The organism is Streptomyces rubiginosohelvolus (assembly GCF_014649875.1).
Taxonomy (GTDB): Bacteria; Actinomycetota; Actinomycetes; order Streptomycetales; family Streptomycetaceae; genus Streptomyces; species Streptomyces rubiginosohelvolus.
Genome location: NZ_BMTW01000001.1, coordinates 816,478 through 832,009, shown reverse-complemented (window position 1 = coordinate 832,009; position 15,532 = coordinate 816,478). Strand labels below are relative to the sequence as shown.

Genomic DNA, 15,532 nt, shown 5'->3' with positions numbered 1-15,532 from the left:
CATGGAGTTGAACGCCCTGGAGCAGTCCCTGCACACCGCCCGCGCCCTCGTCATGGCCGACCTGGCGGCGGCCGACGTCGCCGAGGCGGACATCGTCTCGCTGGTCGAGGACGCGGTGACGCACCGCCGGTGGTGGGTGGAGCAGTGGCCCGAGGGCGCGGAGTTCGTCGCGGGGCTGGTCGCCCAGGACGTCCAGGACGCGCTGCTGGAGCGGTACGGGCGGTGGCCGCTGTGCCCCGCGTGCTCGCCGGAGGAGGAGCCGCACGCCCTGGACGTCGAGCCGGAGCTCGGGCCCGACCCGCACTGGGTCTGCACCAAGGCGGCCGTGGCGGTGGCGCCGGTCGGGGCGCTCGGCGAGGTGCTGCGGCGGTGACGCTCTACATCGACCCGCCCACCTGGCCCGGACACGGCCGCCTCTGGTCGCACCTGGTGAGCGACGTCTCGTTCGAGGAGCTGCACGCCTTCGCCGCCGCGATCGGCTGCCCGCCGCGCGCCTTCGAGCGCGACCACTACGACGTACCGGAGGCGCACTACGCGGACGCGGTGCGGGCCGGGGCCCGGGAGGTCGGCTCGAAGGAGCTGGTCCGGCGGCTCACGGCCGCCGGGCTGCGGAGGCCGAAGGGGCGGCCCGCGCCTGCGGGGCGCCCCTCCGGCCCCTGACGAGAGGCCCTAGGAGAGCGCGCCGTCGTAGTCCGGGAGCTTGAAGCCGCGTTCGGCGTGGCCGCCGACGAGGTCGGTGGTGTTGTTCCCGATATTGGCGATGATCTTGTAGCCCTTCGCCTCGATCTCCGCCCGCTGCTCGGTCTTGTAGGCGCTGACCTCCTCGAAGAGGTCGGGCAGGCTGCGGACGCGGAGGCCGTCGACCGGGTAGCCGGCCTGCTTCAGGTTCCAGTCCGTGAGGGAGTGGATGATGCCCGGCCGGGCGGTGACGAAGAAGACGGCCGCACCGCGCGCATCCGCGTAGCGGGCCAGTTCGCGGACGTCGCCCACGGCGGGGGTGGGCAGCTTCCAGAACGGGTGGAAGTGCGTCTCCAGCGCGGTGTTGTCGATGTCCAGGACGATCGCCTGCTTCTCGCTCCCGGCGCTCTCCGTCCGGGCCTCGATCCAGGGGCGCGCCTCGGCGACGACCGCCGCGACGTCCCGCCGCCAGGCGGCGTAGTCGACGTCTGCGGCGAGGGTGGCGGCCGGGGCCGCGGAGGCGGTCACGGGGGCGGGGCGGGCCGGGGCCGTCATCTCCGTCGCTCCGGCCGAGGCGACGGGGATCGCGACGAGGGCGAGCGTCGCGGTCAGCGTCGCGGCGGTGCGCTGGACGGTGGCGCCTGCATGCATGAGGACTCCTGGGTGGGAAACCTGCGATGGCCCGTGCGTCGATCGGACGACGGGTTGTCATGCTCGCGCTCAATAATGAAGGGCGGGTGACCGTCTCACTACTGGTCGGTAGTGACTTTTTCGGCTGCTGTTCGGCGACCCGACGGCTATCGGCCGGGCGGCGGCCGAAAGTGGTCGGGTGGGCCCGGGGCTACGGAGTCACGCGCCCGTCGACGGGACGGAATCGGCTCCCGCCGGGCGCCCGGCGCGAGCCGCCGCGCTCTTCGCGATGAGCCGCGAGCGCGACCGCGAACCGCCGGTCCCGCCCGCGCCGCCGCCGCGCTGGAGGCGCAGCGCCACACCCACCGCCGCCAGGGCCAGGGCCGTCATCGCCGCGCCCGCCCAGGCCGTGGAGGCGAAGCCGAAGTCCAGGTCGATCACCGTGCCGCCGAGCCACGGGCCACTCGTGTTGCCCAGGTTGAACGCGGCCGTCGTGGTGGCTCCGGCCAGTGTCGGGGCGGCCCCGGCCACGTTGAACATCCGGGCGTTCAGGGCGGGGGCGGTGAAGAAGGCGGACAGGCCCAGCAGGAACGCCAGCGCGATCACCGCCACCTGGCTGGAGGCGAACAGCGCCAGCGCCACCAGGAACACCGTGGACGCCGTGATCCCGCTCAGCAGCACGCCGAAGAGGTGCGCGTCCGCGACCCGGCCGCCGATCATCGTGCCGATCAGCGCGCCCGCCCCGAACAGGCCGAGGATCCACGGCACCCAGCCCGAGTCGAGGCCGGCCACGTCCGTCAGCAGCGGCGCCAGATAGCTGAACGCGCAGAACACCCCGCCCGCCGCGAGCGCGGTGATCACGATGGCCAGCCAGACCTGCCGGTCCCGGTAGATCGTCAGCTCCCGCTTCAGCTCGGGCTTCTTCTCCGGCAGCGGGATGTGCGGGATGCGCGTGACCACGCCGACCAGGGCCACCGCCGAGGCCGCGCCCACCGCCCAGAACGCCGACCGCCAGCCGAGGTGCTCACCGAGGAAGGCCCCCAGCGGCACACCCAGCACGTTGGCGACGGACAGGCCGCCGATCATCACGGCCATCGCCCGCGCCCGCTGGTTCACCGGGACCATCGCGATGGCCACGGCCGCCCCGACCGCCCAGAAGCCCGCACAGGCCAGCGCGCTCACGACACGGGAGGCGAAGAGGACCTCGTACGTCGGCGCCAGCGCACCGGCGATCTGGCCCAGGCCGAACACCGAGATCAGCGCGATGAGCGTGGTGCGGCGCGGCAGCCGCAGCGTGGCGACGGCCAGCAGCGGGGCGCCGACCACCATGCCGATCGCGAACGCGGATATGAGGAGGCCGGCCTGCGGGATCGACACGTTCATGTCGTCGGCGATCGGCGGGAGCAGGCCCGACAGCATGAACTCGCTGGTGCCGAGTGCGAAGACCGAGAGGCCGAGAATGTATACGGCCAGGGGCATGGGTGCGCGGCGCGAAGGAGAGTCGGGCATGACTCGTCCCAACGCCGGAGAACGCATCCGCATTCCCCGGCGCCGGGAGGAGGGCCCGCCTGTTCACACCCCTGTCATGTAGGGCGCCTGTCACACGGGCAGAGCGTGGAGCTTCTTGCCGTGCAGGGCGTAGACGCGCTTCCCGTCGGTGGCGACCAGCCAGGCGTGGTGGTCGCCGGACTTGTCGTTGAACGTCCAGCGCAGCCCGCCCGTCTTGGCGTCGAAGGCGTGGACGCCGCCCTGCGGGTCCAGGTCGGTGGCCGCGTAGAGGGTGCCGCCCGCCGTGACGAACTGCCGGGGCACCTGCGCGCTCGCGTCCTTGAGGGCCGTGGACTGCCAGACCTTCTTCCCCGTCCCCGGCTGGAGGGCCCACACCGTGCGACCGCTGTCCGCGATGTACAGCACGCCCTCCACGAGGCTCGGCTCCCGGAACAGGGCGAACTCCTCGGCCTCCACGGACCACTTCTCGGCCCCGTCGGACAGCGCGAAGGCCTGGAGCCGCTGCCCCTGCGGGACGATCACCAGATCCTGGTGGACGACGAACGGCCCGTAACTCGTCTTCGTCGTCTTCTGCGTCCACACCTGCCTGCCGGTGGCGGTGTCGCGGACCGTGAGGTTGTTCTTGAAGTCGGTGTAGACGAGATGGCGGCCCTGCACGGCGGCGTGGATGCCGTTCTGCTGGGTGCCGAGGTCGCGCTGTTCCTTCCAGGCGACCTTGCCCGTGGTGCTGTTCAGCGCGGCGATCACGTTGGTGCGGGACGAGCCGTCGGCCTCCAGGATCTCGGCGATGACGTAGACCTGATCGCCGTCCACCGCGATCGGCCTGGGCTGCCGGTACTCCTTGCCGAGGTGGCTGCGCCAGGTCTCCTTGCCGGACCCCGGTACGTAACCGATGACGTTGCCGTCGTACTGACCGCTGGCCAGGTACAGGGTGCCGTTGCCGAGCAGCAGCGGCGCACCGGGCACCGCGCCGCCGGGCAGCGACCACCGCTCCTTCCCGGTCGCGCCGTCGAGCGCGGCCAGCGGATCGCCGCTCGCGATGACCACACCGTCCACGGTCACCAGCTCGTCGTTGTCCCCGTACGTCTGCGCCGGGACCGACTTCGTCCACAGCGGCGCGGGGGCCCCGCCGTCCTTGCCTCCCCGGTCGCCCTTGCCGTCTCCGGGAGACTCGCTGCGCGGCGGCGGGGTGCTGCCCTCGCCGCCGGTCGCGAGCTCGTCCTCACAGCCGGTCAGGCCGGCTCCGAGCACCGCCATCGTGAGACCGCCCCCGGCCAGCCGCAGCAGTCGCCGCCGGGAAGTTCTACCGGCCGTCGTGCCGAGTCCCTTGGACATTTCGCCTTACCCCCGTGGAGTTGTCTGAGTGGAAAGCTGAACGGGCTGCCTTTGCAGAGTGTGTGCATCTGCGATGCGAGACGTTAGCGTCCGACGGGCTTCACCGGTCGGGCGAGGGCGTGACCGGGACGACACCGTGAACGAACCGGAACATTCACGGGGGCGGGACGCGTGGTCAGCCGGTGCCTGTGCCGATCTCGGGGCCGGACGAGGTCAGCAGCTCCAGCTCCGTCGCCAGGTTGTGCCGGGCCCGCGCCTCCCACTCCGCCGCGCCGTACGGCGTACGGAACAGCCTCGGCAGATCGAGGAGTTGCCGCAGGACCGCCGCCCGGCCCGCCCGGAACGCCTCGTCCGGCACGAAGCCGTACTCCTCCCGGACCTGGGCCGCGTACGCCCCGTACTCCTGCGGGCCGCCCGCCAGGATGGCCAGGTCGGCGTCGCACAGCACCTCGCCGTTGCGGTCGCCGTCGGCCGGGTCGTGCGTGACGGTGAGCCGGACCAGCCGGGCGACCTCCTCCGTCACCGCGTCCGGCACCCCCGCCTCGGGCAGCGCGCGCTCGGCGAGGGCGGCGCTGCGCTCCTCGTTCTCGCTCCGGTCGGGCCGGTACACCGCGTCGTGGAACCAGGCGGCGAGCCGCACCGCGTGGACGTCGTCGGCGTGGCCGGCCAGCGTGTCGACCCGGTCCAGGACCGTGCTCAGGTGGGCGGTCGTGTGGTACCGGCGCTGCGGTTCGGCCCAGCGGGCGAGGAGGTTCTCGGCGTACGGCAGCGGATCGGGCCCTTCCGCCCCGGCGCGCGCGGCCACCAGCGTGTCGTGCCAGCGGTCCCGGAGACCGGCCTCGGCACCGGAGCTGTCGGAGCCGTGGGGCGGGTGGGAGGTGTGGTGGTCCGTCATGGGGCGACTCTAGGACGTACAGGTCCAGGGGAGGGGTTGCGAGGGGGTACGAGGGGTTCCGCCCACCGGACCGGCCCTTGTCGCCCGGCCGGGACCCGCCCTACCGTGCGCCCGTGATGATGGATCTCAACGCCGACCTCGGCGAGGGCTTCGGCACCTGGACCCTGACCGACGACGACGCGCTCCTCGCCTGTGTCACGAGCGCCAACGTGGCCTGCGGCTTCCACGCGGGCGACGCCTCCGTGATGCGGCGGGTCTGCGACGCGGCGGCGGCCGGCGGCGTACGGATCGGGGCGCAGGTCTCCTACCGGGACCTGGCCGGGTTCGGGCGGCGGTCGATGGACGTGCCGCCCGCCGAGCTGACCGCCGAGATCGCCTACCAGATAGGCGCGTTGCGGGTCTTCGCCGAGGCCGCCGGATCCACCGTCTCGTACGTCAAACCGCACGGCGCCCTCTACAACCGGGCCGTCTGGGACGACGACCAGGCCGCCGCCGTCGTCGCGGGCGTCCGGCTCGCGGGCGGCGGCCTGGCCGTGCTCGGGCTGCCCGGATCCCGGCTGCTCGCCCACGCGGCCGGGGCCGGACTGCGCGCCGTGGAGGAGGCCTTCGCCGACCGCGCGTACACCCCGCAGGGCACCCTCGTACCGCGCGGCGAGCCGGGCGCGGTGGTGCACGACCCGGACGACGTCGTACGCCGGAGCGTCGGGATGGCCGTCGAGCGGGCGGTGACCGGGGCGGACGGCAGCCGGATACCGGTCTCGGCGCGCTCGCTCTGCGTCCACGGGGACACCCCGGGCGCGGCGGCGCTCGCCCGCCGGGTGCGGACCGCCCTGGAGGAAGCGGGCGTCACGGTACGGGCGTTCGCGTGAGCGGGGCGAGTGGGACGGGCGGCCGCGTGTCCGGCCCCGACGCCACGGGCGATGGCCCCGCCGGCCCCACCGGCCCTGGTGGTCCCAGCGGTCTCAGCCGTCCCAGCGGCCCCCGAGCCCCCGGCACGCCGCGCGTCCTCCCCGCCGGCCCTCACGCGCTGCTCGTCGAGCTGGCCGACGGCGAGCACGCCGAGGCCTTCCGCGCCGAACTGCTGAGGCGTCGCGAGCGCGGCGAACTCCCCGCCGTACGCGACATCGTCCCGGCCGCCCGTACGGTCCTGCTCGACGGGATCGCGGAGGGCGAGCCCGACGCCCGGGACCGGCTGGCCCGGGAGCTCGCCTCGTGGCGGGTGGAGCCGCTGCGCCGGGAGGACCGGGAGCCGGTGGAGGTCCCCGTGATCTACGACGGCCCGGACCTGGGCGAGGTCGCCGCGCTCTGGGGCGTCGGGGCCGACGAGGTGGCCGCCCTGCACTCCCGTACCGCGTTCCGGGTGGCCTTTTGCGGGTTCGCCCCCGGGTTCGGCTATCTCACCGGGCTGCCCGAGCGGCTGCACGTGCCCCGGCGCACGACCCCGCGCACCCGGGTCCCGGCCGGGGCGGTGGCCCTCGCCGGGCCCTACACGGGGGTGTACCCGCGCCCCTCGCCCGGCGGCTGGCAGATCGTCGGGCGGATGCCGGACCCGGGGGCCCTGTGGGATCCGGGCCGGGAACCGGCGGCGCTGCTGGTGCCGGGGACACCGGTGAGATTCGTACCGGTGGACGCGGGGAAGGCGGCCGCGCTGCCCGCTCCCCGTGCGGGCGACTTCCAGGCCGACAGCCGGGCGGACGCATGATTCCGGTCGCGGGACGCCACCTCCTGTACGTCGTACGCCCCGGAGCCCTCACCACCGTGCAGGACGCGGGCCGCCCCGGCCATGCGCACCTCGGGGTCGGGCGGGCCGGGGCACTGGACGCGCCCGCCGCCCGGCTGGCCAACCGGCTGGTGGGAAACCCGCCCGACGCCGCCGTCCTGGAGACCACCCTCACCGGGTGCGCGGTCCGCCCGGACCGGCCCGTCGTGGCCGTCGTCGGCGGTGCGGGATGCCGGGTGACGGTCGACGGGCGGCCGGTGGCGTGGGGCGCGCCGGTCCGGGTGCCCGCGGGCGCGGTGCTGGACGCGGGCCCCGCCGGGACCGGACTCCGCAGCTACCTGGCGTTCGCGGGCGGGCTGGTGCCGGACCCGGTGCTGGGCAGCCGTTCGGCCGACCTCCTCTCGGGGCTCGGGCCCGCCCCGCTGAGCGAGGGCGACGAACTCCCGCTGGGTGAACCGGCGTCGGGTGGTCCACCGCCGCACGCCGGCCCCGTCCCCTGGCCGGGCGCCCCCGCCGAACTGGTGCTCCCGGTCCATCCCGGGCCCCGCCACGACTGGTTCACCGAGGCCGCGTTCCGTACGCTCCTCACCGCCGCCTACCGGGTCTCGCCGCACAGCAACCGCATCGGCCTGCGCATGGAGGGCCCGCCGCTGGAGCGGTCCCGTACGGAGGAACTGCCCAGCGAGGGCATGGTGCTGGGCGCGATCCAGGTGCCGCCGGACGGCCGGCCCGTCGTCTTCCTCAACGACCATCCGACGACCGGCGGTTACCCGGTCGTCGGCGTCGTCCCCGAACGGGCCCTCTCTGCGGCGGCGCAGGCGGTGCCGGGGACCCGGCTGCGTTTCGTCCGCGCCTGAGCCGGGCGCGTACCCGTATACGCACAACAGCGCGGCGGGACCGGGAGGGTCCCACCGCGCTCAGGCTCCCTGGCGGAGGCCTCACGCCCCCTTGAAGGTGCGCAGCCGCAGGGAGTTGCCGACCACGAAGACCGACGAGAAGGCCATCGCGGCCCCGGCGATCATCGGGTTGAGCAGCCCGGCGGCGGCCAGCGGGAGGGCGGCGACGTTGTAGGCGAAGGCCCAGAACAGGTTGGTGCGGATGGTGGACAGCGTGCGGCGGGAGAGGCGGATCGCGTCGGCGGCGGCGTTGAGGTCGCCGCGGACCAGGGTCAGGTCCCCGGCCTCGATGGCGGCGTCGGTGCCGGTGCCCATCGCGAGCCCCAGGTCGGCCTGGGCCAGGGCGGCGGCGTCGTTGACCCCGTCCCCGACCATCGCGACCGAACGGCCTTCGGCCTGAAGGCGCTTGACCACGTCGACCTTGTCCTGCGGCATGACCTCCGCGTACACCTCGTCGATGCCGACCTCGGCCGCGACCGACTCCGCCACGGCCCGGTTGTCACCGGTGAGGAGGATCGGGGTCAGACCGAGGGCGCGGAGCCGGCGGACGGCTTCGGCGCTCGTGTCCTTCACCGCGTCGGCGACCTCCAGCACCGCCCGCGCCTCGCCGTCCCAGGCGACGGCGATCGCCGTGCGCCCGGCGGCCTCCGCGGCCTTCTTCGCCTCGGCGAGGGGGGCGGGAAGACGGATCTCCCACTCGGCCAGGAGCTGTTCGCGCCCGACGAGGACGGCGTGGCCCTCGACGATGCCCTGGACGCCGAGGCCGGGGACGTTGGCGAAGTCCTCGGGGGTGGGGAGGGGGCCGGTGGTGTCGGTCGCGGCGGTGGCGACGGCTTGGGCGATGGGATGCTCGGAGGCGTTCTCCAACGCCCCGGCCAGCCGAAGGACTTCGGCCTCGTCGGTGCCGTCGGCTGTGTGGGTGGTCTGGAGGGTCATGCGGCCGGTGGTGACGGTGCCGGTCTTGTCGAGGACGATGGTGTCGACGCGGCGGGTGGTCTCCAGTACCTCGGGGCCCTTGATGAGGATGCCGAGTTGGGCGCCGCGTCCGGTGCCGACCATGAGGGCGGTGGGGGTGGCGAGGCCGAGGGCGCAGGGGCAGGCGATGATCAGGACGGCGACGGCCGCGGTGAAGGCGGCGGTGAGTCCGGCGCCGTTGCCGAGCCAGTAGCCGAGGGTGGCGAGGGCGAGGGCGATGACGATGGGGACGAAGACGGCAGAGATGCGGTCGGCCAGGCGCTGGGCGGACGCCTTGCCGTTCTGGGCGTCCTCGACGAGTTTGGCCATGCGGGCGAGTTGGGTGTCGGCGCCGACGCGGGTGGCTTCGACGACGAGGCGTCCGCCGGCGTTGAGGGTGGCGCCGGTGACGGTGTCGCCGACCGAGACCTCGACGGGTACGGACTCACCCGTCAGCATCGAGGCGTCCACGGCGGACGAGCCCTCGATGACCGTCCCGTCCGTCGCGATCTTCTCCCCGGGACGGACCAGGAAACGGTCCCCGACCTGCAACGCCGAGGTCGGGATCGTCGTCTCCACGCCGTCGCGCAGGACCGTGACCTCCTTCGCCCCCAGCTCCATCAGCGCCTTCAGCGCCGCCCCGGCCTTCCGCTTCGAGCGCGCCTCGAAGTAGCGCCCGGCGAGGATGAACGCCGTCACCCCGGCCGCGGCCTCCAGATAGATGTTCCCGGCGCCGTCGCTGCGGGCGATAGTGAACTCGAACGGGTGCGTCATCCCGACCATGCCCGCCGTCCCGAAGAACAGCGCCCACACCGACCACAGGAAAGCGGCCGACGTACCGACGGAGATCAGCGTGTCCATCGTCGCCGCGCCGTGCTTCGCGTTCGTCCAGGCGGCCCGGTGGAACGGCCATGCCGCGTAGGTGACCACCGGTGCGGCCAGCGTCAGGGAGAGCCACTGCCAGTAGTCGAACTGGAGCGCCGGGATCATCGCCATCGCGATCACCGGTACGGCGAGGAGGACGGCGGTGATCAGGCGCTGGCGCAGGGTGGTGAGCCCGTCGTCCTCGGCCGCGCTCTGTTCCGAATCGCCGCTCCCCGGTGGCGGGGCGGCGGTTTCGGCGGCGGGTGGTGCGGGCGGCCGGGCGGTGTACCCGGTGGCCTCGACGGTGGCGATCAGATCGTCGACGGACACGTCGGCGCCCGCGTAGGTGACCTTCGCCTTCTCGGTGGCGTAGTTGACGGTGGCTTCGACGCCGTCCATCCGGTTGAGCTTCTTCTCGATACGGGCCGCGCACGAGGCGCAGGTCATCCCGCCGATCGCGAGCTCGACCGCGGTGGTACCGGCCTCGGCCCCGGCGGGGGATCCGGCGGCGGTGGTTGCGGTGGTGGCGGAGTGCGCGGACACGGGGGTCCTCCCTGAAGCCGTCCCAGATACCCCCTGGGGGTATCTCTGTCTCTCCATGTATACCCCCCTCCCCTATGAAGTGCAAGGTGTGACGGGAGGGGTCCGTCACTCGTCTGCGGGGCCGGTTCGCCTACCGCCGGGTCCGTGCGTTCAGATAGAGGGCTGCGCGGCCCGTCAGCCACCCGTAGGCTGGCCATTGGACTAGACCTATAGCCGTGTAGGTCAGTAGCTGTGTATCGGACCTGTCGCTGTGTATCGGAGGAATGGGGACCCATGAGCAACCGTGCAGTCCTGGAGGTGATCGCTCTCGATGCGGAGGACGCGGTCGCTGCCCAGGCCGGTGGTGCAGACCGCCTCGAACTGGTCACCGACATGGCCGCCGACGGTCTCACCCCGTCCCGGGAGACCTTCGCGGCGATCAGGTCCGCCGTGGACATCCCGCTGCGCGTGATGCTCAGGACGGCGGACGGCTTCGCCGCCGGTGACATCGATGTGCTGGTCGCCCGGGCCCACGAGCTGCGGGAGGCGGGGGCCGACGAGTTCGTGTTCGGCTTCCTCGACGCGGAGGGCCATGCCGACCTGGTCGCCGTCGAGCGGCTCGTCGCCGAGCTGGAGGGCTGCCGGTGGACGTACCACCGGGCGATCGACCGGTGCGCCGACCGCGACGCCCTGCGCAAGCAGCTCGCGGACCTGCCGGGCCTCGACACGTTCCTCACGGCGGGCTCCCCGGACGGGGTGGACGCCGGAATTCCGACCCTCCTGGCCGAGGCGGCCCGGAGCGGCGAGCCGGGATACCAGGCGCAGGTCCTGGTCGGCGGCGGCCTCCACCTGCACCACCTGCCCCGGCTGCTGGCGGCGGGGATCGACGCGTTCCACATCGGCGGCGCGGCGCGGCCGGCGGGCTGGTCGGCCCCGGTCGACGCGGCGGCGGTACGGGAGTGGCGCGAGGCGCTGGACGCCTGAGGCCTGACGGGGCGGGACTCAGGGACCGGAGAGTCCCGCGAAGAGCGTGCGAGGGCGGGACCGGAGCGTCCCGCCCCTGAATCCCGCCCCCGGGCCCTACGCCTGAACCAACACCTCCGGCAACGGCGCCGCGTGCAGCACGGTCAGCCCCGACACCGCACGGGTCAGCGCCACGTACAGCCGCCGCAGCCCGGTCCGCTCGTCCGGCTCGCCGTCCACCACGGCCCCCGGCTCGTCCAGCACCACGTAGTCGTACTCCAGGCCCTTCGCCAGCGACGCGGGCACCAGCGTCAGCCGGGATTCGGCGGTGGTCTCATCACCGGGAGCCAGGTAGGCGTGCCCCGCCGCGGCCAGCGCCGCCCCCAGCGCCGGGATCCGGGCGTCGGCGGCGATCAGCCCGATCGACCCCTCGTTGTGCAACGACTCCTCGCAGGCGGCGACGACGGCCGCGTCCAGCTCCGCCGCCCCGCCCGGCACCTCCCGTACGGCCAACGACCCCGGCGACTCCCGCACCGACTCCACCGCCGCGAGCCCCGGCGAGATCGCGGGCAGCAGCCGGGAGGCGTACGCGATGACCTCGCGCGGCACACGGAACCCGGCCGTCAGCTCCTCCACCACCGCGTCCGCCTTGCCCAGGTGGAACAGCGCCTCGCCCCAGCTCTCCGTGGACCAGGGGGTCGTCCCCTGCGCGAGGTCGCCGAGGACGGTCGCCGAACCGGTCGAGCACCGCCGCCCCACCGCCCGGTACTGCATGGGGGACAGGTCCTGCGCCTCGTCGAGCACGACATGGCCGAGGGAGTGCGTACGGGCGACGAGGTCACCGGCCTCGTCGATCAGCACGGCGTCGGCCGCCGACCACTTCGCGGACTTCACACTGCGGGCGGGCTTCGCCCACAGCAGCCGCTTCTGCTCCTCCTCGCTCAGCACCCCTCCCGCGTGTGCGGCCAGGAACTCCGCGTCGGACAGCAGCCGCAGCACGACCTTCGCCGGGTCCACGGCGGGCCAGATGGCCTTGACCGCCGCCTTCACAGCGGGGTTCCGGGCCACGGCGTTCTGCACCCGGTCGTCGGGGGCCTCCCCGGCCTCCTCCATCCGTACGAGGACGGCGTGGGCGATCCGCTGCGGCAGCGCCTCGTGCGCGGCCCCGTACCGCATGTCGCGGGCCAGCAGCTCGTCGACCATCTCCTGGATCTCGTACGCGGGCACGCGCCAGCGCCGGGAGCCCCGCACCACGACGACGGGCTCGACGGGCGCGGTCACGTGCGAGCGGACGGCCCGCCGCAGCACCTCGGCCATGCGGGCGTCGCCCTTGACGACGGCGGTGGCCGCCTCGTCCTCGCCCCGGACCTCGACGCCGGTGCGCACCAGGTCGTCGACGGTGGCCTGCTTCACCTCCAGCTCACCGAGGGCGGGCAGGACCTGCTCGATGTAGTGGAGGAAGGAACGGTTGGGCCCGATGACGAGGGTGCCGGTGCGGGCGAGCCGCTCGCGGTGCGCGTACAGCAGGTACGCCACCCGGTGCAGGCCGACGGCGGTCTTCCCGGTGCCGGGCCCGCCCTGCACGCAGACGGTGCCGCCGAGGCCGCTGCGGACGATCTCGTCCTGCTCGGGCTGGATGGTGGCGACGATGTCGCGCATCGGGCCGACGCGGGGCCGCTCGATCTCCGCCTGGAGGAGCCGGCTGGTGTGCTCGGCCTCCGCCGGGTCGGTGAGGTGCTCGTCCTCGTACGCGGTCAGCTCGCCGCCGGTGTAGCCGAAGCGGCGGCGCAGCCCCACGTCCTGGGGGTTGGTGCGGGACGCCTGGTAGTACGGCTGGGAGACCGGCGCACGCCAGTCGATGACCATCGGGTCCCCGGCGGCGTCGTGGACGTGGCGGCGGCCGATGTAGAACCGCTCGCCGTCCGCCCCCTCGGCCAGCTCGCCGCCGACGGCGTGCAGATAGTCGAGGCGGCCGAAGAACAGCGGGGTGTGCGAGAGATCGGCGAGCGCCTTGATGCGGTCGTCGATCTGGGACTGGAGCACGGCGGCGTTGACCCAGTTCGCGGTGACATCGCGGATGTCGAGGGCCTGGACGTCCTCGCGCATCCCGCGCAGGGCGGCGCGGGACGCGGCGAGATGGGCACGTTCGTGCGCCAGGGGGTCGGTGATGCCCGTGGTGCGGGTGGGGTCGGGGGTGGAATCGCTCTCTGCTACGTGCGCGGGCACGGTGTTGCCTCCGGCTCTTCAACGCAGGACGGCGGGCCGCGCGCTGCGACCGGCTGAGGCCGGGCAGGGCGGTCCGCTCGGAAGGTTGGTTCGCGTGGGTGTCGGCCGGTTTCCGTCCGGCCGGCGGCGCTCCCCCGGCTGCCGGCAGCGAAGGCCGGTACCACGGTGCGGGAGGCGGGCAGACCGGCGATTGTAGCCACAGGGCGGCTTACGGTCGAAACGAATTACGGGGTTCCGCCGGCGCAGGGCGTCCGTCGGCACGCCTGCCGGCTCCGCCCCGGGGAGCGGGTCCAAGGGGTACCCGTAGGGGATACCGGGCCCAGGCATGGCACCGCAGGCCTACGCGCCCGCTCACCCGCTTCCGTCTGCGGGCCGACGCGCCCGAACGGGTGACGGGAGCACCATGGATACATGAGCACAGCCACCCTGAACCCACGCACGACCGGCCCCGCGCACGGCGCGACCGCGGCGACCGGTGACCACCGACCCCACCGCGTCGGCGACGCGCTGCGCGCCGTGAAGGTGTTCGTGACGACGGCGTTCGGCGTCGCCGTCCTGGGGGAGTACGCGGAAGAGGCGGGCGTACGGCGGGCCCGCTGAGGACCCGCCGTAGCCGCCCCGTTCCTCAGCTCTCCGCGAGCAGCTCGTCCGCGTCGACGATGCGGTACGCGTACCCCTGCTCGGCCAGGAAGCGCTGGCGGTGCGCCGCGAAGTCCTGGTCGATGGTGTCGCGGGCGACGACCGAGTAGAACCGGGCCTCGTGCCCGTCGGCCTTCGGCCGCAGGACGCGGCCGAGACGCTGGGCCTCCTCCTGGCGCGACCCGAAGGTCCCGGAGACCTGGATGGCGACGGTGGCCTCGGGCAGGTCGATCGAGAAGTTGGCGACCTTGGAGACGACGAGCACGCTGATCTCGCCCTGCCGGAACGCGTCGAAGAGCTTCTCGCGCTGGGCGTTGCTGGTCTCGCCCTTGATGACGGGCGCGTCCAGGTGTTCGCCCAGCTCGTCGAGCTGGTCGATGTACTGCCCGATGACGAGGGTCTGCTCGCCCCGGTGCTTGCGCACCAGCGCCTCGGTCACCTTCCGCTTGGTGGCGGTGGTGGCGCAGAACCGGTACTTCTCCTCCGTCTCAGCGGTCGCGTAGGCGAGCCGCTCGGAGTCGGTGAGGTTGACGCGGACCTCGACGCAGTCGGCGGGCGCGATGTAACCCTGCGCCTCGATCTCCTTCCAGGGCGCGTCGAACCGCTTGGGCCCGATGAGCGAGAACACATCGGACTCCCGCCCGTCCTCCCGCACGAGGGTCGCGGTGAGCCCGAGCCGCCGCCGGGCCTGGAGGTCGGCGGTGAACTTGAAGACGGGGGCGGGCAGCAGGTGCACCTCGTCGTAGACGACGAGCCCCCAGTCACGGGAGTCGAAGAGCTCCAGGTGCGGGTAGATCCCCTTACGCCGGGTGGTCAGCACCTGGTAGGTGGCGATGGTGACCGGCCGGATCTCCTTCCTCGTACCGCTGTACTCGCCGATCTCGTCCTCGGTGAGTGAGGTCCGCTTCACCAGCTCGTGCTTCCACTGCCGGGCGGAGACGGTGTTGGTGACGAGGATGAGTGTGGTGGCCTTGGCCTCGGCCATGGCACCGGCCCCGACGAGCGTCTTCCCGGCCCCGCAGGGCAGCACGACAACCCCTGACCCACCGTGCCAGAACCCCTCCACGGCCTGCTTCTGGTAGGGCCGCAGCGCCCAGCCGTCCTCGGCCAGCTCGATCGGGTGCGCCTCGCCGTCGACGTAACCGGCGAGGTCCTCGGCGGGCCAGCCGAGCTTCAGCAGCGTCTGCTTGACCTGCCCGCGCTCGGAGGGGTGCACCGCCACGGTGTCCGGGTCGATCCGGGCCCCGACCAGCGGCTGGACCTTCTTCGACCGGAGGATCTCCTCCAGCACGGGCCGGTCGGTGGTGGTGAGCACGAGCCCGTGCACGGGGTGCTTGGACAGGGTGAGCCGCCCGTACCGCGCCATCGTCTCGGCGATGTCGACCAGGAGCGCGTGCGGCACGGGATACCGGGAGTACTCGACGAGCGCGTCGACGACCTGCTCGGCGTCGTGCCCGGCGGCGCGGGCGTTCCACAGCCCGAGCGGGGTGACCCGGTACGTGTGGATGTGCTCGGGCGCACGCTCCAGCTCCGCGAACGGCGCGATGGCACGACGGCAGGCCTCGGCCAGCTCGTGGTCGACTTCGAGGAGCAGCGTCTTGTCACTCTGGACGATGAGGGGTCCGGTCACGCGCTTCGGCCCTTTCTGCGGGGTACGGCCACGGATGCGGCCAAACGTCCAGTGTGCATCATGCGCGGGGG

General features: G+C 73.4%; 14 protein-coding genes. 7 read left to right on the top strand and 7 right to left on the bottom strand.

Features of this window, described 5'->3' with window-relative positions; genetic code table 11:
- The first annotated feature begins 1 nt into the window (after position 1).
- Complete coding sequence (locus IE134_RS03960) at positions 2 to 373, top strand: DUF8819 family protein (RefSeq protein ID WP_010055961.1); 372 nt, start codon at positions 2 to 4, stop codon at positions 371 to 373.
- The gene (locus tag IE134_RS03955) at positions 370 to 660 is read left to right on the top strand and encodes a DUF4031 domain-containing protein (protein WP_010055960.1); all 291 of its coding nucleotides are present in this window, start codon (positions 370 to 372) and stop codon (positions 658 to 660) included. The genes IE134_RS03960 and IE134_RS03955 overlap by 4 nt, the downstream gene beginning before the upstream one ends.
- A 9-nt stretch (positions 661 to 669) precedes the next feature.
- Here IE134_RS03955 and IE134_RS03950 read toward each other — a convergent pair whose 3' ends face one another.
- The 4 genes from IE134_RS03950 to IE134_RS03935 form a co-directional block, all read right to left on the bottom strand.
- A complete protein-coding gene (locus IE134_RS03950) occupies positions 670 to 1,329 on the bottom strand; it encodes an HAD family acid phosphatase (protein WP_030718490.1) in 660 nt (219 codons plus the stop codon).
- 198 nt (positions 1,330 to 1,527) lie between these two features.
- Entirely contained in the window at positions 1,528 to 2,787 is a 1,260-nt protein-coding gene (locus IE134_RS03945; protein ID WP_179887914.1) for a Cmx/CmrA family chloramphenicol efflux MFS transporter, read from the bottom strand.
- A 120-nt stretch (positions 2,788 to 2,907) separates the two neighbouring features.
- Positions 2,908 to 4,152 carry a PQQ-binding-like beta-propeller repeat protein gene (locus tag IE134_RS03940; RefSeq protein WP_098016891.1) on the bottom strand — a complete coding sequence of 415 codons (1,245 nt, stop codon included), beginning with the start codon at positions 4,150 to 4,152 and terminating at the stop codon, positions 2,908 to 2,910.
- Positions 4,153 to 4,327: 175 nt separating this feature from the next.
- Positions 4,328 to 5,047 carry an HD domain-containing protein gene (locus tag IE134_RS03935; protein ID WP_189429580.1) on the bottom strand — a complete coding sequence of 240 codons (720 nt, stop codon included), beginning with the start codon at positions 5,045 to 5,047 and terminating at the stop codon, positions 4,328 to 4,330.
- A 119-nt stretch (positions 5,048 to 5,166) separates the two neighbouring features.
- Here IE134_RS03935 and IE134_RS03930 point away from each other — a divergent pair, with 119 nt between their 5' ends.
- The 3 genes from IE134_RS03930 (at position 5,167) to IE134_RS03920 (ending at position 7,624) form a co-directional block, all read left to right on the top strand.
- A complete protein-coding gene (locus IE134_RS03930; protein ID WP_032769185.1) occupies positions 5,167 to 5,916 on the top strand; it encodes a LamB/YcsF family protein in 750 nt (249 codons plus the stop codon).
- Between the two features lie 158 nt (positions 5,917 to 6,074).
- The gene (locus IE134_RS03925; RefSeq protein ID WP_373301884.1) at positions 6,075 to 6,749 is read left to right on the top strand and encodes a 5-oxoprolinase subunit B family protein; all 675 of its coding nucleotides are present in this window, start codon (positions 6,075 to 6,077) and stop codon (positions 6,747 to 6,749) included.
- Entirely contained in the window at positions 6,746 to 7,624 is an 879-nt protein-coding gene (locus tag IE134_RS03920; RefSeq protein ID WP_030718504.1) for a 5-oxoprolinase subunit C family protein, read from the top strand. The genes IE134_RS03925 and IE134_RS03920 overlap by 4 nt, the downstream gene beginning before the upstream one ends.
- Positions 7,625 to 7,705: 81 nt before the next feature.
- Here IE134_RS03920 and IE134_RS03915 read toward each other — a convergent pair whose 3' ends face one another.
- Positions 7,706 to 10,024, bottom strand: a complete 2,319-nt coding sequence (locus IE134_RS03915) for a heavy metal translocating P-type ATPase (RefSeq protein WP_189429578.1) — start codon at positions 10,022 to 10,024, stop codon at positions 7,706 to 7,708.
- A 273-nt stretch (positions 10,025 to 10,297) separates the two neighbouring features.
- Here IE134_RS03915 and IE134_RS03910 point away from each other — a divergent pair, with 273 nt between their 5' ends.
- Positions 10,298 to 10,987, top strand: coding sequence for a copper homeostasis protein CutC (locus tag IE134_RS03910; protein ID WP_097884798.1), 690 nt, complete (start codon positions 10,298 to 10,300; stop codon positions 10,985 to 10,987).
- A 96-nt stretch (positions 10,988 to 11,083) separates the two neighbouring features.
- Here the strand turns inward: IE134_RS03910 and IE134_RS03905 are convergent, their stop codons facing one another.
- Positions 11,084 to 13,192 (bottom strand): HelD family protein, encoded by a 2,109-nt coding sequence (locus IE134_RS03905; RefSeq protein WP_126931007.1) that lies wholly within the window; start codon positions 13,190 to 13,192, stop codon positions 11,084 to 11,086.
- Positions 13,193 to 13,603: 411 nt separating this feature from the next.
- Here IE134_RS03905 and IE134_RS03900 point away from each other — a divergent pair, with 411 nt between their 5' ends.
- On the top strand, positions 13,604 to 13,792 hold the full coding sequence (locus IE134_RS03900; RefSeq protein WP_030591159.1) for a hypothetical protein: 189 nt from the start codon (positions 13,604 to 13,606) through the stop codon (positions 13,790 to 13,792).
- 25 nt (positions 13,793 to 13,817) lie between these two features.
- On the opposite strand, the gene IE134_RS03895 is transcribed toward IE134_RS03900, so the two are convergent.
- Complete coding sequence (locus IE134_RS03895; protein ID WP_030709754.1) at positions 13,818 to 15,461, bottom strand: DNA repair helicase XPB; 1,644 nt, start codon at positions 15,459 to 15,461, stop codon at positions 13,818 to 13,820.
- Positions 15,462 to 15,532: the final 71 nt, after the last annotated feature.